An 18278-nucleotide genomic window follows, 5' to 3' on the forward strand; every position below is an offset into this window, starting at 1 on the left:
AAGTGAATAATGGCACGAAAAATCAGTAAAAATTGTCTCAATTATTTAAAGAAATGGGAAGGGCTACGGCTTTATGCTTATCAAGATGCTTCTGGCATTTGGACCATAGGATATGGTCATACGGAAAAAGCCGGTAAACCAATCGTTTTTGAAGGCATGGTCATTACAGAAAAAAAGGCGGAAACTATGCTTTTGTCGGATTTGCGTCAATATGAGCGGGCGGTAGAGAAAGCGGTTTATGTCAACTTAAGTGATGAGCAGTTTGGAGCTCTTGTTTCCTTTTGTTATAATATAGGGATAAGAGCTTTTCAAAATTCTACCTTGCTTAGGAAGCTTAATAAAGGGGATTATGAATCTGTACCCATTGAATTGCAGAAATGGACAAAAGCAGGAGGCAAGCGTTTGAAAGGTCTCGTCCATCGTCGTGCAGCAGAGGCAGGATTATGGGCTAAGAGTGCGTATGTTTCGTCTAATTATCAGCCAGTTGAAAAGCTAGAGTCCACAGGGCTTTTCAAAGCAGAAATTCTTGCCCCTATCATAGCTTCTTTTTCGGGATTTGGGGAATTATTAGCAGGGAGCGGTCCTATGCAATGGGCTTTAGCGACGATTATGGTTTTTGCATCCTGTGTAGGGTTAGTGTTTATTGTTAAGCGCTTGTGTGAGCAACGTTTATGATTTTTCTGGGAAAAAAATATTTTGCAGTGATGATGGCGGTTTTAACCGCTTTTTTTATAGCTTTAATGAGGGTTTTTCGTTTGGGTAAGAAGACTGAACGGCACAAACAAAGAGAGAGCATAGTCAAAAGAGCAATAACACGGCTGGAAATAGAAAATGAAGTTAATAAGAAAAATGATGCCGATGTGCGTGCTGATCTCTCTGAGTGGGTGCGCGACAAATAAGCTTGCGTCTTCTTGTGTTGGTTGGTTGCCTATTTACTTAAGCCGGCAAGATTTAAACGCCATCAGTTCACACTTAGCAAGAGAGATCTTAAAGCACAATAAACAAGGCGCTCATGTATGTGGGTGGAAAGGTGCACAAAAAATCGAATCACAAAGATAAAAGATGGATAAAAATAACTCAAAAGAAGACATTAATTGGCAATATATTTTAGAGAAAACATAAAATCCTATTCCCTAACCTTTATTTAAGCATCCCGCACCTTAAAAAAACATGTATAAAATCAATATCTTATGCTAAAAGAAAACATGCCTGGTGGGCGTGACAGGGATCGAACCTGTGACCCCTACGATGTCAACGTAGTGCTCTCCCGCTGAGCTACACGCCCATTATATAATGCTAGCATCCCATATAAAACTATAAATGTTAATGCTCGATTGAATTTTTATAATAAAATTACGAATAATTTAAAATATCTTTTTCAAGCAGCTATAAGTATTTTTTCAATTTCATTAACCAATTCACGTAGATGAAATGGCTTAGACAGTACTTTAGCATCAGGAGGAGCATCATGATTTGAATTTAATGCAACTGCTGCAAAGCCTGTAATGAACATTACTCGTAAATCAGGATCAATTTCAGTTGCGCGTCGTGCTAATTCAATTCCATCCATTTCTGGCATCACAATATCGGTAAGTAGAAGAGAAAATGGCTCTTCTTGTAAACATTCATATGCGCTAACTCCATTATCGAAATCAGTAACTTCATAGCCTGCACGTTCGAGTGCTTTTGCTAGAAAGCGACGCATATCATTATCATCTTCTGCAAGCAAGATTCGTTTCATCATTATGTCCAATTGCTTTGTTTATCAGAATTTATCATATTGATTTATACAATGAGAGCATTTATAGAAAAAGCTATAAAATAATTATAATCAAAATGAATGGCGAAATGGTTAATTTCTTAGCTTGTTCTTCAGAATTCGCATATTATTTTTAATTTTTAAATTCATTATATACATAGTTTTGTTTAAGAAACAGATAGTTAGAAGTTTTCAGCTCACTTAATTGCAAGCTTTATTTCTTTTCACTTCTTATATTGATTATATACATTTCATTATTTTATCAGTTTTAAGAGCTGCTAATATTAAAAACTTATTCTATATTGAAAGTTTATATGATAAGGTAGCACCTTTGATAATATGAAAACTATGTATTTATTAAAAAATTTTATATTTTTGGTGGCTGTTAGAAATAAAAGAGTCAAATGCAGCCCAAAATTGTTTAGAATAGTATTCTTCATGCATAATAGTATCAAGCTCAGCTCCTATAATTGTAATACTCTCTGTTAAACGTGTTGATCGACATAGTTGCCGTACTTCAATATTATTCGTAATATTATTTTGATTAGCAAGGATAAACAGTGTTGGAATTTGTAACTTCCCATGAAATATATTTGTTTTCATTGCGTCGATTGCATTAAGTGTTGAAGACAAGCATTGGGATGTGGTTGAATTAAAAGAAAGATTAGATTGTGTATTTTCCCGGTTTAATTTTTTTCCATCTTTAATAGGTAAAAAGCCAAGGCCTATATCAGAAAAAAATTGTGTTATTTTATGTTGAAAACTATTTGTTTTATTGCCTAACGGAGCAAAAAGAGGAGAAACGCAAAGCATTCTGTTAAACTGATGATTGATAAGGCTTAGCCCGTTAAGTGCTATTAGTCCTCCCATACCATAAGTAAGCATGTAGTAAGGTGGAGGATAATTAGGATAAATAATTGTTTTAAGAAATTCATATAAATTATTTATATAATTATTAATATTAAAATAATTATGTCGATACCATTTCTGTTTATTAAATTGTTTTTTTTCTTGATCAAACCAATCAAATATTGTGCTATAAAAACCGCGTTGAGAGATTTCATTCATTGCTAAAAAGTATTCTTCTAAAGTATCTGCATAGTTTTTGAGAATAATAACCGTTCCTTTAGCTTTTTCTATTGCAGAATTTGTTATTGCAAAATGAATCTGACGACCATTAGTTATTTTGAAATAGCTACTACATGTATTAGACAGAGAAGAATTATAGTCTGGAGAATAAAGAGGTGTATTCAATTAGGCATCCTTTGTTGATGTATGTGCACAGGTTGATGCAAAATAAAAAAATTGCTACTTGTAATGCTGATGAAGAGTTAAAAAACAGTTATTTAGTGTATTTTTGCAAATTAAAATACAAAAGAGTTGAAATAAAAAAGATTTATTACCAAATAAACATTACAGTCGCTGTGATGGGACTGTTGGTCTGCAAATATATCTGCCATTTGGAGACTTGAAGGATCAATTATAGTCGCTCTAAAGGAGGGCAAGCTTATGCGTCAAGTAGACTTTTCACCGTTTTATCGTTCAACAGTAGGTTTTGACCATCTTCTTAATTGGTTTGATTCCAGGACACAATTGGATGATATTTCTTCTTATCCACCATATAATATTGAGCGTTTAAGTGAGGATTCTTATAGAATTTCTATGGCTGTTGCTGGTTTTTCACAAAATGAAATTGATATTGAAATACATTGTAATCAGCTAACCATTAAGGGTGAGAAAATACCAGAAAATGACGGTGCAGGACGTGAATTTCTTTATCGAGGAATCGCTTCACGGGCTTTTGAACGTCGTTTTCATTTAGCTGATCATGTTAAAGTTATTGGAGCTGAACTGAGTGACGGTCTTCTCCATATTCAACTTAAAAGGGAAATGCCAGCTGAATTAAAGCCAAGAAAAATAGTTGTGCAAACATCACCATCTGCTACTAAAAATAATAATAATCACAATACATGTACAGAAAATTTAAAACTTAAGGCAAAAGAACAATTATAGTTTAAGGTTATTTGAGTAACGCGGGATAAAATCTCGCGTTTTTTATGGTGCCTTGAAAAGAAATTCTAAAGATTCTTTATGTAAAGAACGGCCATAAATAATTGAAAAAGTAGATAGATTTTTTAAATTATATATGAAAATTGGAGAAATTTTTTCTTTAGGAAAAGACCCTTTCTCTTCTTGATTCTAAAGGATGGTCGGAGCGGCGGGATTTGAACCCACGACCCCTTGACCCCCAGTCAAGTGCGCTACCAAGCTGCGCTACGCTCCGAACTATTTAGCACGACTAAACAACTCTTTCTTTAAAGGCAAGAAAAAATAACATGAAATCTACCAGAGTAGTCTTTTGTGACAAGAAAGAACCACTAAGATGATGAAAGAAAGATTTTATAATCCAGTGTTTATAATTTGTTTGGTATAAGTAATCAGATCACAAAGTTTTTTCTTTATTTACTAATTTTTAGTAGCTTCTGTATGTATAGCTTAAGGATTATTATAGTATAATGATAGAAAAAGTGGATAGATTTTTAACTGCGGTATTGGTGGAAGAGAAAGGAACTCTCATTCATATTTCTCTGTATGCTGAGAATCTGCTTTAAGGATAAATCAATTATAATTATATTGAGACAGTTATAGATTAAATAGAACAAAAAGAACTTTTTAACTACTTTAAAGAGAGTGTAAAAGGAGTAGCCATAAAAATCTAAAGAGATGTATACATAATTTTATCTGTTTAATCCGGCCTTGTTTTTAATATTAAAAATAATATTATCGCAGCTAAAATCTTTGTTCGTGAAAGAAGAATAAACGATGAGCCGTTTTTCAGTAATAAATTTGACAGAAGCTGCCATAGATCGCGTTAAAGCTATTATGGAAACAAAAAATGCATACGGTATTCTTGTTGGTGTCAAGAAAGGTGGGTGTGCGGGTATGGAATATACAATAACTCTTGTAACAGAAGAGATCCATGATGCTGATGTTGTTGAAGTTAATGGTGCTCGTGTTTTTATTGCACGCAATGCAGTATTATTTTTATTAGGAGCGCAGATGGACTATGAGATAACAACATTGCGCTCAGGTTTTATATTTAATAATCCTAATCAAGTTTCGGCCTGTGGATGCGGTGAATCCGTAGAGATTCGTCCTGTCTCACAAAATAAGATAAATGAAATATACAATAAATTTAATTAAATAACAGATGGTTATATAATATTTCTAATTATATCTGTTAAGCTATTATAAATAATTTTTTTATTATTCATTTTTGGCTTTATTCCAAAGATCTTCCATTTCTTGTAAAGATACACCGATTAGCATTTTAGATTGAGTTGATAGATTTTCTTCAATATTCGCAAAGCGATTTCAAAATTTTATATTAGTTTTTTAAAGTACTTTTTGGGATCGATATTCAAGTGACGTGCGAGATACAATAACGTGTAATAAAGATTACCAAATTCTATTTCTATATCGGATTTTTTGATTTTTATTGCTTTTTTGAGTTTATTGATTTCTTCTTTGATTTTTGCAAAAATTTGATCATTTTCATACCACTCAAAACCAACTTTAGCAGCTATGCTTTGTAATGCGAGTGCTTCTTGATCTGCTGGTCGAGCTGATTTTCTTGGATAAAATAACTTATTAGTCCTATTATCTGCTACACTTATTTCTTCATATTGTTTTGTCTGTTTAGCTTTTTCCATTTTCTTTCTATGTTTCTATATTCCTTCTAAAAAAACACGGCTTTTTTTGCTCTGCATTTCCAAAAATATGAGGATGACGGCGAATTATTTTTTCCGTAATTGCATAAACAACATCTTCAAAAGTAAAACTTTTTTCTTCTGTAGCAATCGTAGCCTGATACACTACCTTTAAAAGAAACTCGACGAGTTCTTCACAAAGATCTGTTCGATTACCTCATTCAATGCCATCAATAACTTCGTAAGTTTCTTCAAGCATATAAGGTATAATAGATGCAAAAGTTTGTTTTATGTTCCAAGCGCAAGCACTCTCATGATTTCGTAATGCTGTTACAGTTGAAATAAGGTCATTAATATCTTTTGATGCTAACATTAATGTTTTTTTATCTGCTATAATTATACATCCCAACGTCTATGAAACCACATCCATTGTTCAGGGTATTCACGTACCCAAGCTTCAACAATATCATTTAATTTTTGTATGGCAGCAGCTATATTAATTTCATTTTTTTCGTCAAGAGGTAAGTCTACACGTTCATATAAATCTAGACGATAACGCCCTTCAGGGAGTCGGATACAACGTGCCGGATAAATATCACAATTATATTGCCGAGCGAGTTTTATAATTAAAGGATTTGTTTTAACTGGTCGGTTAAAAAATGTTCCAGGAATACCTCGACGGAACTTTTGATCGACGAGAACACCAATATTTTCACCTTTTGCTAATTTAGCTGCCAGTGTCCAGACTGCGCCAGCTTTGGATGGTACAAGATGTCCCATAGAGTTTCTGCGAGCTTTAAGAACTTGTTTTGCAATATATGGATTGTTGGGTGGCCTAAATAATACTGTGACGTTAAGATCAAAACTTTGAGCGCATATAGGAAGGAGCTCAAAATTTCCAGTATGGGCTGTAAAAAAAATATATGGTTTTTTTTCGTTCTTTAGCCGTTGAAATATTTCAATGCCGTTAACTTCAACCAATCCTGGTTTATCAGCATTAGGATCGAAATCAAAAATTTTATCAAGAAAAACATATTCGGCTAGAAGCCGCCCCATATTTTTCCACATTTCTATTGCAATTCTACGCAATTCTTGTTTTGTTTTTTCTGGATACGCAGCTTGAAGATTAGAAAGTACAATTTTATGGCGAGGTACAAAAGGACCAAATGTTTTTGCTAACCAGGAAAAAAAAGAAAAGCCAATATTAGCAGGAAGATATCGTAGAATGGTTAAAAAACCGATTAATAGGTATGCCCACAGAAAATTAAAACAATTTTTTGTATTAATTTTAATACGATGCATTAAAATTTTAATATAACACTTTATCATAATTAATTAATCATTAGGATGATTTTTCCAAAAACATCACGGCTTTCCATGCGTTTTAAAGCTATATCGATTTTATCAAAATTAATAATTGTATCAATGACAGGATATACAATTCCTTGCGCCATTTTCTGCATGGCATTTGTCATATTCTCCATACGACAACCAAATGAACCAAATATTTTCAGTTGTTGTTGAAACAGTTGCATTAAATTTATAGATGTTGAAATACCAGAAGTTGAACCACAAGTTACTAAACGTGCTCCACGTTTCATGCTCAGCATAGAACCTGCCCATGTATCAGCGCCTACATGCTCAAAAACAACATCAACACCTTTTTTTTGAGTTAATTTACGAACAATACCTTCGAAACGTTCTTTACGGTAATTAATAACGTGATCTGCTCCGAGAGATTGTGCTTTTTCAATTTTGTTGTCTGAACCCACTGTCGTAATGACTGTACATCCCGCCTTTTTTGCAATCTGAATAGCTGCTGATCCAATACCAGAACCACCCGCATGTATTAGAATTGTTTCTCCAACTTGTAATTTCGCGTTATCAAACAGCATATGCTCTACGGTTCCAAAGGTAATAGGGGCAACGGCTGCTTTTATTTCATCACATTCTAAGGGAGCTGGCACCAATAAATGCGCTGGCAGATTGACAAGTTCACATGCAAATCCATCAAGATGAAAACCATATACACCTTTTACATGATCGCAAAGATTATCAATTCCTTTGCAGCAGGCTTGGCATAGACCACAAGTATGAGCTCCGTAAATTGAAACAAGTTGCCCAACTTGAAAATTTTCAATGCCATCTCCTAATTGAGCAATTTCACCAGAAGCTTCCGCACCTATAATAAGCGGCATTTTTCTTTTCGCGAAGGCCATCCCACGCCATCCCCATACATCGATATGGTTAAGGGCAACGGTCTTTATACGTATTGTGACTTCACCCGGATTTGGTGGTGGTGGAGGAGTAATATCAGTAATTTTAAGTTGGCGCTCATTAATTAGTTGTAGTGCACGCATTATTATTCTCTTTGAGTGTCTATAAAGATTGATAGTTTTCAGATCAATTTAATTAATTATCCTTTATACGCTGTAATAACAAGGCTGGTATTTTGGCCTCCAAAACCAAATGAGTTAGATAAAATTGCATTTATGCAAGCTTTCCGCTTACGATTAGGAACAACATCTAAAGGAATTGTAGGATCAGGATCATCATAATTAATTGTAGGGGGGAGTATCCCTGTTTGGATGGTTAGAAGCGAAAAAACTGCTTCTATAGCTCCTGCAGCAGTTAATGTATGACCAATCATTGATTTATTAGAAGAGACTGGAATATGCTTTAAGATATCACCAAAAACTGTTGATAGTGCTAGATATTCCATCTTTTCATTTTCGGGTGTAGAGGTTCCATGCGCGTTGATGTAATCAATTTCATTGATAGTTATTTTTGCATCAGCTAAGGATTTACGGACTGCTCCAATTGCAGGTGATGCATCGGGCTTTGAACGTGTACGATGAAAATCATCGGCTGTTTCTCCGCAGCCTGCCAAAATCCCTAGAATTTCTACTTTACGAGCTAAAGCACTTTGAACAGACTCAAGGACAAGAGCAGCTGATCCTTCTGCCATCACAAAACCATCTCTATCGCGGCTAAATGGTTTTGCTGCTTTTTCTGCTGGATCATTTTTGGTAGAAAGAGCAGATAATAGTGAAAAACGGATAAGGGATTCCGCTGAAACCGAACCATCAGTGGCAATTGTGAGGGAACGATCTGTTTCACCTCGTCGAATTGCTTCAACACCTAACTGGATAGCTGTTGCACCAGATGCGCAGGCAGTTGAAAGTGTAATGGGAAGCCCTTTTGTTCTAAATCTTTCTTGAATTTTTTCTGCAATTGTCCCAAATTGAGTAGTTTCAAAAAGCTCATGATGAGGTTTTCGGCTACAAACTTCAAGAAGATGTGCATAAGTGGGGTCATCATTAGATATGGCTTCTTTATCAAGAGCGAAGCGCGCTTTCCATTCAAGTTCGACTGGAGGAGCAGCCAAAAACAATGGTCCATTAAAATCTTCTTTATCAAGTTTTGCTTGTTCTAAAGCTTCTTTTGCAGCAAGATGCGCTAGTTTTTCGGAAAGAGCTATAGCACTGATTGTACTTTCTTCAAGAAAATCAATTGTTCCTGCAATATGTGTATTTAATCCTTCAACAGGAAAACGTGTAATTTTATGGATGCCGCTAACACCATTAATTAATTTGTTCCAATTTTCCTGTTTTCCTTGTCCCAATGATGTTACAACTCCTGCTCCAGTGATCGCTACAAGCGGACGTCCGAGATGATCTTTATATTTCATCATAGAAACTTTCTTTTATGCAACAGTGAGGCGTACTATACCTTCAGCTCTTTTTATACCAATGGTTGTGATAAATGCTTCACGTATTTCTTCAGAAAATAACTTTTCATGAGAACTTAGGGGTGGAAAGCTACGTTTTTTTCTAACAGCAATAGCAGCTAATGCAAGTGCTAAAGGAAATTGTGCTTCTCGCATATAGCCAAATAATGTCGTAATACCACGGTAAAATATATTAGCATTGTCAAGAGCACTTTGCTCTGCTCTTGTTACATCATGACAACCTGAGGCAGCTGAAATTGTAAAGGAAGATTCAGCTTTTACTGTTTTTAACATTGTAGTAATTGTATCTTTAAGGGAATTTTTTGTTCTATTTGTTTGATTCGTGATAATTTGACTAATTTCAGCATAAATGCGTGCATTACGTTTTTGAGCTTGTTCACCATTTTCAAGAACAAGAAAAACACCACCAGAGCCAGTAATTAATCCACCACCAGGGCAATTATTACGTGACCAAACTGGTGTCCATTCACCACGTGTTAAGAGCCCTCCAAGCTCATGAGTTAACAGCATATCATAGCTTTCTGCATTATAGGAGCTACCTACCAGTACGTGTGTGCTTTGTCCTGAGCGAATACGTGCAGCAGCAATTTGAATAGCAGAAAGTCCACTTCCTTCTTCACCCATAAAGGTACGAGAAGACCCAGTTATTTTATGAACAATAGAAATATTCCCAGCTAGAAGATTTGATAGTTGCGCTAAAAATAAAGTTGGCCGAAGTTCAGTCGAAAGGGTTAAATTTAACATAGGCTCATAATGAGTGATTGTACGTGCTTTTGCAAGAATTTGTGTATCGACAGCAATGTCACGTTCTCCTCCACTCGCTGCTACGATCATATCCATTGTTGATGTTAACTGTTGGTCATTTTTCATACCTGCATCATCAAGAGCAAGACCAGCTGCATAGGTACCAAGGCGTTGCCATATTCCCATTTGCCGTTGGTCACTTCGTTTTGGGATTTGCAGATTCCAATCAACTTCTGTCAGTTGGTGAACAGCATAAGGTGCAAAAGTTATACAATCAAGATTTGGTTTAATTGCGGGATTATTTAATTGATTCCAATGATGAACAGTCCCTTCACCTAAAGAGCTTATAATACCTATACCAGTAATGAATACAGCATGATTCTGCATAGCCAAAAAATTAGTCAGCTTGTTTTAAAGCAATGAGTTCATCAATTTTTGTGCAAAGGTTTTTAAGAACAAAGTACTCTTCAGTTGCAATTGAACCCTCGTTGATTCCTTGTGTCCACTGTTCTAGTGGGATTTTAATTCCAAAGGCTTTATCAATGGCAAAAACAATATCAAGAAAATCAAGACTATCAATTCCTAAATCATCAATTGTATGGCTTTCAGGTGTAATCATGTCGCGATCAATTTCACTAATTTCTGCAATAATATCAGCGACTTTGTCAAAAGTAGAAGACAATGTATGATTCCTTATTATGTTAATAGCTTTACCAAAAACTTCAATTACGATTCTATCTAGCCTTTTTTACCTTAAAAAAAAAGACTTAATCCAAAATACAATTGTCTTTTCAATATTGAAAATAACTTTACAATAAATTTAGCTTGGTTTCTAAAGTATTTCTATAAGAGACTTTTAAGTTTTATTTACGTGAGGATTTTTTGTTTTCGTTTGTTTTATTGTAAGATTTTTTCTATTTGCAGCGAGGACTGCAAGAGCTGTCATGTTAACAACACCTCGTGAAGTTACTGAAGGTGTTAGAATGTGTGCGGGACGTGCAGCTCCAATCAAAATAGGACCTACATGCAGTGCATTTGTTAAATTTTTGGCGATATTAAGCGTGATATTAGCTGCATCAAGTGTTGGAAAGACTAGCAAATTAGCTTCGCTTGTAAGGCGTGAAGCAGGGAAAACACGGTCACGAAGAATTTTGGACAGTGCAGCGTCACCGTGCATTTCCCCATCTGCTTCCAAATTTGGATATAATTCAGCGAGAATTTCGGTAGCACGACGCATTTTGCGTGCGCTCGCTGTATTTTTAGAACCAAAATTTGAATGTGATAATAAAGCTACTTTTGGTTTTATACCAAATGCTTCAATTTCTTGTGCTGCTAGGATTGCCATTTCTGCTATTTCTTCTGCGGAAGGATTTTCATTAACGTAAGTATCCGTTAGAAAGAGAGTACCACGTGTAGAGATAAGGAGACTGACTGCAGAAAAATGATTAACATTTGGATTAAGTCCAATAATTTGTTTAATTAATTCAAGATTACGTTCGAAACGTCCTTCTAGACCACAAATCATTGCATCAGCTTCACCACGCATAACAGCAAGAGCTGCAATAGCTGTAGTTGATGTTCTTACGATTGTTTTCGCAGCTTCAGGTGAAACACCACGTCTGCCTGTATAATGTAGAAATAAATTAACATAGTCACGAAAACGTGGATCATTTTCTGGATTTGTGATTTCGAAATCTATGCCAGGACGAATTTTTAAACCAAAGCGTTTTAATCTTGTTTCTATTACATGTGGACGACCAATAAGAAGAGGAATAGCTGTTTGTTCTTCAAGAACAATTTGTGCGGTACGAAGAACACGTTCGTCTTCACCGTCAGCATAGATTACACGTTTACATTTTGCTGTTTTGGCTGCTGCAAAAACAGGTTTCATTATAAGACCAGAACGGAATACAAAACGATTAAGGGTATCATGATAGGCTTCCATGTCTTCAATGGGTCGTGCTGCTACACCTGATTCCATTGCTGCTTTGGCAACGGCAGGAGCAATGCGTAGTATTAAACGCGGATCGAAAGGAGAAGGAATGAGGTACTCTGGTCCAAAACTAGGTGGTTTTTTTGAATATGCACATGCTGCAACATCTGAAGTTTCTTCACGAGCGAGGGCAGCAATCGCATGAACTGCGGCCATTTTCATTTCTTCATTTATTGCAGTTGCACCAACATCTAATGCACCACGAAAAATATAAGGAAAACAAATAACATTATTAACCTGATTAGGATAATCGGAACGTCCTGTACAGATCATTGCATCGGGTCGTAGTGCACTTACTTCTTCTGGCATAATTTCCGGTATTGGGTTGGCAAGCGCTAGAATTAGAGGTTTTGAAGCCATTTTTTTTAAATATTCAGGTTTCAAAACTCCAGCTGTTGAAAGACCTAAAAAGATATCTGCATTATCAATAATGTCGGCTAGGGTTCTCGCATCAGTTTTTTGTGCGTAGTTAATTTTCCAACGATCCATAAGTGTTTTGCGACCTTTATACACGACACCATCTAAATCGCTAAGCCAAATGTTTTCAACTTTTGCTCCAAGGCAGACTAAAAGGTTAATACAAGCCAAGGCAGCTGCACCTGCACCTGAGGAAACTATTTTTACATTTTCAATTTTTTTCTTAACAAGACTTAAGGCGTTTAATACGGCAGCACAAGCGATAATAGCAGTTCCATGTTGATCATCATGAAAAACCGGAATATTCATTTTAGCACGAAGTTGTTCTTCAATTTCAAAGCATTCTGGAGCTTTAATGTCTTCAAGATTGATGCCACCAAATGTTGGTTCTAATCCAGACACAATTTCTACCATTTTTGTGATATCGGGAGCATCAAGTTCGATATCAAAAACATCAATATTTGCAAATTTTTTAAATAAAACAGCTTTTCCTTCCATAACCGGTTTGGAAGCAAGTGGCCCAATATTTCCTAAGCCAAGAACGGCGGTTCCATTTGATATAACAGCTACTAAGTTAGAACGAGAAGTATATTGAGATGCAAGTTGTGGGTCATTATAAATAGCAAGACATGGCGCAGCAACACCCGGAGAGTAAGCAAGTGCTAGATCACGTTGATTATCTAAGGGCTTTGTTGCTTGTATCTCTAGTTTTCCAGGTTTTGGATGTTGGTGATAAAAAAGTGCTGCACTTTCAAGTTCAGTTTCTTGCAAGCGAGTATTGCTATTTTGTTTTTTAGACATTTTTATAATATCCGAGTTAGTATGTATTTACAGAAGCGTTGTTATCTATAATCAATTTTATCCACTACAGGCTCTGATTTTTTTTATATTAAAGTATAAGGATAAGTTAATTTTTCCAGATTGCGAAACCAATTTGTGAGAGTGTATTAATTAATAAGTTCATTAATATTAGTATATTATTTTATCCTTCTGACGGAAAGTTTTATGATGTTTGTTACTTTAAATAGATTAAGCTTTCAGTAAAGATATAATATAATTACGTACAATGGATAAAATTGAAAAGAAAAAAGGTGAAAAATTTTCTCTTTTTCACCTTTCTTTTTATTTTATTGAATTCGCCCACTTGCATGAGCAAGCATAGTATAAACTTTCCCAGTATCTGATGTCAGATATTGGCGGGCTAAACGGATATCTCCAGAATTGCGAGATATATCACGTAATAATTTTTCAAAATCTGAAATATACTGACTAACTGAATCTCTAAAGTCTATATTATTTAGATATTTTTTTCTAATTGTTTCAAATATTATTTTTCCGTTCGGTGTATAGAGCTGTTCAAGTACGATATTTTTTTGTCCACGTTTATAACGATTCCATAACTCAACAGCCGCATTATGATTAATGGTTTGAACAATACTATTTACTAATGAGTTAAGAGATTCATTCATAGAATCGGGCTTTTTTTGTTCTGGTGAAGAAGAGAAATTGTTATTTTTTTCTGAATATAATATTTCTTCATGTGAGACCCTCTTTAAAAGGTCTGATACCCATTTGTTTTGTTTTGTTTTGTTTTGTCCTGGTTGTACAACAGGTTGTGGTGGTATTATTTTTTTATTGATTTCAGGAGTTACACTATTCGACGTTAACAACGCGGGTATTGTTGCTGCTGATTGGTCTTTTTCAGTATTTTGCATAATATTTGTCAGGTCTTTTAGTGCTGTAATTTGTTCACTTAAGGCATGTCGAATTGTCTGTGTTGTTTCTTTGGCTTTTTCTGGTAATTTTTGAATACTTTCATCAATATCGTTATTAATTTTTGAAAATTCTGAGCGAATTTCATTGGCTGAAAAGCGTATATTTTCTGCAGCTTCTGAAAAACGTGTTGAAGCTTCATTAATTAATTCATGAAGTGTTCGTTGCATTAAATGTGTAGAGTTACGTGTATTTTCATCAGTACGCTCAAAGGTTAAGCTAAGAACATTTTCGTAATGTTTTATAAGTTGATTAACTTCATCAGATTTTGAAACAAGGGCGTTACTTAATACAGAAAGTGCGTTTTGCTTTTCTTGGAGTGTTATATTAAGTGTGTTTTCTGATTGTTCAAGAACGCGAATAGCTTCAGAAAGCGTTTTAGCATGTTCACCAAAATTATTTGTTATATGACTAATTTGCTCAAATGTATTTTGAGAAAGTCCTTGTAGAGTCTCTACGTTGCTATTGAGCTCTTGATTTGATGTTGATAAGTATTCTGCTACTTGATTGGTATTATGGAAGAAATTATTCGCAGTTTCATTTAACTGACCGTCAAGACTTTGAACTGTTGATATCAATATGTTACTATTTTCATGAATATTATAAATGGACTGGTTTAATTGTTCGAGCACAGCTGAAACATTATTGATAAGATCTTCTTGTACAGTAGCCATGGTTTGAATAGTTTCGGAATTTTTTTGTGCAAGAGTATTCACTAAGGATTCATTTTGCGCATAAATTCTTTGTTCAGCTTCTTGTGTTGAAAGAGAAAGCTGTTCACAAATTTGCTGTGTTAAATTCCCAATGGATTCAGTTGTATTATATGTAGCTTGATTCAAATAACCTGTTAATTCTGTTAATTGTGCCATATGTCCTGAAATTTTTTCGGACGTTTGATCTTTTGCCTCTTCTAAGAGATTGTTTACATTAGCTAATTGATGATTTAAATTATTTTCAAAAGCTAACATCGATTGATGAAGAACATTAGAGCGTTCATTGAGTAATTGATTAACTGCTTCTGCTGAAGCATGAATTGTTTCATTAATCAGTGCTTGCGCATTATTAGTTACTGTTGCGAAGGCATTTGCAGTATGAGTTGTCTGTTCAGTTAGGGTAGAAACGATTTTCTCACTAGTTTCATGGACTGTTTGTTCAACATTTGATGTAATACGGTTGCTAGATTCTGAAATAATATTTGTTGCTTTAATAGCAACATCTGCAAAAGATGAAATAAATTGGTTACCAGCAGCGACAAGAGAAGCCTCTGACTTTTCTGTTTCATTAGCCATTATTGATGCTAATTTTTCAGAAATATTGATGAACTTTTCTTGTACGCTACCTGTAATTGCACCAACAGAACTTTCTAATGAGATACGTATATTATCTGCGCTTTCTTCTAGCGCTTTTTGGATTGTTTGACTATGTTCATTATTAAGAACCATAGATCTTTTTAGGCTATCGGATCGTTCCTCAAAAGTGGATGTTTTTATGTCAATAGTTTCGCATACTTTCTCAAGTTTTTCGGATAACGTTTCTTCCAATGTAGCGGCGCGTTCAAAAACTTGACGTGCACGGTTTTCCAAATTTTCGTCGAATAATCCTATGTGTGTCTGAAGAGTATCAAGGAGTAAATCATTTGATTGAGAAAGAGTATTCTTAAGGAGATCAGTATGTCCTTCAAGATTTTTTATATGATTTTGAACAGTTTCTGTGACGACCTTGTTATTATTAATAATTGCATTTTCAACTAAGTTTGCTTGTTGTTTTAATGCCATATCAACATGTATATCGCTTTTAGCGATAAGATTATGAATTGTCTCCATACGTTGTTCGAGTGCACGTGCTTGATCTGCAAGAATTTCATTAAGAGAAAAACTATTAATAGCTAAGGAATCACGAAGAGCATCGGCACGTATATCAATATTTTTAATTTGTTCTTCTACAGCATTTTTAGTTGTTTCACAGCTTTGCGTGATGGATTCTTGTAGTTTTTCTGTACATTGAACGATGTTAGTAGCATGCTCTTTAGCATGTTGATCAACGATTTGAATATTCTGACTCAGCATTTTTTCAACATCTGAAACATTTTTTGTCAATACATCAATTTGATCTTTTAATGTGTCAGCAATTTTATTTTTCTCGCTATCGAGCATAATCGCCATTACATCTCTTTGATTGGCGATTTGTGTTTTGAAGTCTTGTGAGCGTTCATGTATAATGTCAATAATTGCATTATCAACATTTTTGATTTCTTCTTGCAAAACTTTTTTGCTTGCATTAACTGCAGAAGAAATCTGATCATGTCCATTTGTAAATACATTAGTAATATCAGTAGTTATTTCTTTAAGATTTACGTTGATTTGAGAGGCATGAGCTTCCAGAAAGTTACTGAGCTTTTCAGCATTATTTTCTAATTCTTTACTGCGTGCAACGAAGGATTCGATAATGGTATCGCTGTGTTTTTTTAGAGATAAGTCAACACTTCCCAAACGCTTTCCAAACGCTTCAATTGCTTCTGAGGTGATATTATCAAATTTAGAAGAGAGTTTATATGCTTGTTGATCAAGCTGCATAATTTTTTCATCAAAATCTTGTAATGATTGATTATTACGGCCAATAATTGCTGCATCTAATGTTTTAAATTTCTCATCAACTTTGGATAAAGTTTGATCAGTTGCAGTTTGTATATGTGTTGAAAGTTGAGCAATGTGCATTTCAGCTTTAGCAGCTGTTTCATTGAAAGTTTTTTCTAATTGTTTTTCATTATTATCAAAACGCTCTGCAAAAGTATCAAAGGTCTTCCCTAATACATGAAAAAATTCTGTATTTTTCTGCTGAACTTGTAATGTTGTTTCATTAAATTTTTCAAAGAGCTGGTTTGTTACATCGTCACCTGCGTAAGAGAGCTTTTTAACAAGGTCTTCCCCTTGTTTTTGTAATGTTTGAGTAAGAGTTTGCGCAAGTTTTTCGACATTGGTGGCAATTTTGGAAGTAGCTAAATCAAATTCGTCGCTCAGTTGCTCTTGTGTTCCTTTGATTACTGTTTGTACGCGATCAGCATGGTTTAAGATTGCTGTACGTTCATTATTTAATTCTTTAATTAAGGTATAAATACGTGATTCATTTTCAGAATAGGCCCGTTCAAGATTATGAACTTCGCTTTGAATGATAGCTTCGAGTTCAATAGCACGATTGAGGGTGCGTTCGATTCCTTCATTCATTGCAGCCACTTCTTTACGAATGGTTTGACCTATAGCAATTGCTTTCTTTTCAGAGATATTCTGTGGTTCGCTAAGGCGTTGTGCAGCATTGGTCATAAGAATGGCAATATTACGCAATTCATTTGAACGTTTTATTAGTTGTGCTCCTCCCCAAGACATAAGGATAGGAATTGTAGTTCCTGCTGCTACAGCTAATCCAAGGGGAGATGTAACGAAGGCAATGATATTTGCTAAAGAACTTAATCCAGAAGGAGCTAGTTTATGAGCAATAAAAGCACCTCCTGTTACCCATAGAGCGCTGAGAGCTGTTGTGCTCCAATAAATTCGAGAAACAGCATTTTGTTTTAGTGATTTGAAATTGAAAGGTACCGTTATATCATCATTCGCAGGGAGAGGGTGTGTGGGTAATAGTGTATCACGTACAGTTCCACCTGAAAGTTCATGAATCGGTTTTTGCCCAAAAAGTAATTCAGCGACTGATTCATCAACAACAGCATTATCATGAATATTAGATGAGGTGAGACCTGAAGTTTCATTTTCAGAAAGGATTTCTTCTTCTGAAGTTGCAATTTTTTGAAGCAAATCATCTACATTAATTAGATTTTCAGAGTTACTTGATATTATTTCTTCAATCTCTGTGTTATCAAAATCAAAGTTCATTGCTTTTTCAAGAGCTTCTTCGACTTCGATTTCAAATGTTTGCAATTTGGTTCTGCGTGCCATACTCGCCTCATACTCTTACAGATGGAAAAGGAATACGCCCTTATCCAGATAATTCTATATACTAACCGTTAATTGTTTAGAAAGGAATACGTTTAAAGAAAAATTTAAAAACTTATCAAGATAAAGTTAACGCGACTTTTTTTTGTGCTCAAAAATAATAAAAAATATATTAAAAACAATATCATAA

General features: G+C 34.8%; 13 protein-coding genes, 2 tRNA genes and 1 pseudogene. 4 read left to right on the forward strand and 12 right to left on the reverse strand.

All coding sequences use genetic code 11. The features are described 5' to 3' along the window. Nucleotides 1–9 precede the first annotated feature (9 nt). Together BAR153v2_RS02540 and BAR153v2_RS02545 are read left to right on the forward strand one after the other, a co-directional pair. Entirely contained in the window at nucleotides 10–675 is a 666-nt protein-coding gene (locus BAR153v2_RS02540; protein ID WP_078680174.1) for a lysozyme, read from the forward strand. Next, nucleotides 672–899 carry a hypothetical protein gene (locus tag BAR153v2_RS02545; protein WP_078680175.1) on the forward strand — a complete coding sequence of 76 codons (228 nt, stop codon included), beginning with the start codon at nucleotides 672–674 and terminating at the stop codon, nucleotides 897–899. The genes BAR153v2_RS02540 and BAR153v2_RS02545 overlap by 4 nt, the downstream gene beginning before the upstream one ends. Before the next feature lie 311 nt (nucleotides 900–1210). Here the strand turns inward: BAR153v2_RS02545 and BAR153v2_RS02555 are convergent. The 3 genes from BAR153v2_RS02555 to BAR153v2_RS02565 all read right to left on the reverse strand — a co-directional run bounded on the left by BAR153v2_RS02555 (nucleotide 1211) and on the right by BAR153v2_RS02565 (nucleotide 3013). Further along, nucleotides 1211–1285 (reverse strand) — tRNA-Val (locus tag BAR153v2_RS02555). A gap of 93 nt (nucleotides 1286–1378) precedes the next feature. After that, nucleotides 1379–1741, reverse strand: coding sequence for a cell cycle two-component system response regulator CpdR (gene cpdR / locus BAR153v2_RS02560; protein ID WP_078680930.1), 363 nt, complete (start codon nucleotides 1739–1741; stop codon nucleotides 1379–1381). Nucleotides 1742–2116: 375 nt separating this feature from the next. Beyond that, the gene (locus BAR153v2_RS02565) at nucleotides 2117–3013 is read right to left on the reverse strand and encodes a serine aminopeptidase domain-containing protein (protein WP_078680177.1); all 897 of its coding nucleotides are present in this window, start codon (nucleotides 3011–3013) and stop codon (nucleotides 2117–2119) included. Between the two features lie 255 nt (nucleotides 3014–3268). On the opposite strand from BAR153v2_RS02565, the gene BAR153v2_RS02575 reads away from it, so the two are divergent. Next, the gene (locus BAR153v2_RS02575) at nucleotides 3269–3772 is read left to right on the forward strand and encodes an Hsp20 family protein (protein ID WP_078680179.1); all 504 of its coding nucleotides are present in this window, start codon (nucleotides 3269–3271) and stop codon (nucleotides 3770–3772) included. Nucleotides 3773–3966: 194 nt separating this feature from the next. Here BAR153v2_RS02575 and BAR153v2_RS02580 read toward each other — a convergent pair. After that, nucleotides 3967–4043 (reverse strand) — tRNA-Pro (locus BAR153v2_RS02580). 539 nt (nucleotides 4044–4582) lie between these two features. Here BAR153v2_RS02580 and BAR153v2_RS02585 point away from each other — a divergent pair. After that, nucleotides 4583–4963, forward strand: coding sequence for an iron-sulfur cluster assembly accessory protein (locus BAR153v2_RS02585; RefSeq protein WP_078680180.1), 381 nt, complete (start codon nucleotides 4583–4585; stop codon nucleotides 4961–4963). Nucleotides 4964–5026: 63 nt separating this feature from the next. On the opposite strand, the pseudogene mazG reads toward BAR153v2_RS02585, so the two are convergent. The 8 genes and pseudogenes from mazG to BAR153v2_RS02625 form a co-directional block, all read right to left on the reverse strand. Beyond that, nucleotides 5027–5842, reverse strand: a pseudogene (gene mazG / locus BAR153v2_RS02590) (nucleoside triphosphate pyrophosphohydrolase). 23 nt (nucleotides 5843–5865) lie between these two features. Beyond that, on the reverse strand, nucleotides 5866–6795 hold the full coding sequence (locus tag BAR153v2_RS02595; RefSeq protein ID WP_078680931.1) for a lipid A biosynthesis lauroyl acyltransferase: 930 nt from the start codon (nucleotides 6793–6795) through the stop codon (nucleotides 5866–5868). Between the two features lie 5 nt (nucleotides 6796–6800). Continuing rightward, entirely contained in the window at nucleotides 6801–7829 is a 1029-nt protein-coding gene (locus BAR153v2_RS02600) for a zinc-binding dehydrogenase (protein ID WP_078680181.1), read from the reverse strand. 56 nt (nucleotides 7830–7885) lie between these two features. Beyond that, nucleotides 7886–9160 carry a beta-ketoacyl-ACP synthase gene (locus BAR153v2_RS02605; protein WP_078680932.1) on the reverse strand — a complete coding sequence of 425 codons (1275 nt, stop codon included), beginning with the start codon at nucleotides 9158–9160 and terminating at the stop codon, nucleotides 7886–7888. A 15-nt stretch (nucleotides 9161–9175) separates the two neighbouring features. Then, nucleotides 9176–10351: a beta-ketoacyl-ACP synthase gene (locus BAR153v2_RS02610; RefSeq protein WP_078680182.1), complete on the reverse strand. Its 1176-nt coding sequence runs from the start codon at nucleotides 10349–10351 to the stop codon at nucleotides 9176–9178. Between the two features lie 10 nt (nucleotides 10352–10361). Further along, nucleotides 10362–10646, reverse strand: coding sequence for an acyl carrier protein (locus BAR153v2_RS02615; protein ID WP_078680183.1), 285 nt, complete (start codon nucleotides 10644–10646; stop codon nucleotides 10362–10364). A gap of 174 nt (nucleotides 10647–10820) precedes the next feature. After that, nucleotides 10821–13175 carry an NADP-dependent malic enzyme gene (locus tag BAR153v2_RS02620; protein WP_078680184.1) on the reverse strand — a complete coding sequence of 785 codons (2355 nt, stop codon included), beginning with the start codon at nucleotides 13173–13175 and terminating at the stop codon, nucleotides 10821–10823. A 326-nt stretch (nucleotides 13176–13501) separates the two neighbouring features. Continuing rightward, the gene (locus tag BAR153v2_RS02625) at nucleotides 13502–18091 is read right to left on the reverse strand and encodes a hypothetical protein (RefSeq protein ID WP_078680185.1); all 4590 of its coding nucleotides are present in this window, start codon (nucleotides 18089–18091) and stop codon (nucleotides 13502–13504) included. Nucleotides 18092–18278: the final 187 nt, after the last annotated feature.

The sequence above is a fragment of the Bartonella sp. AR 15-3 genome, from assembly GCF_002022445.1.
GTDB lineage: Bacteria > Pseudomonadota > Alphaproteobacteria > Rhizobiales > Rhizobiaceae > Bartonella.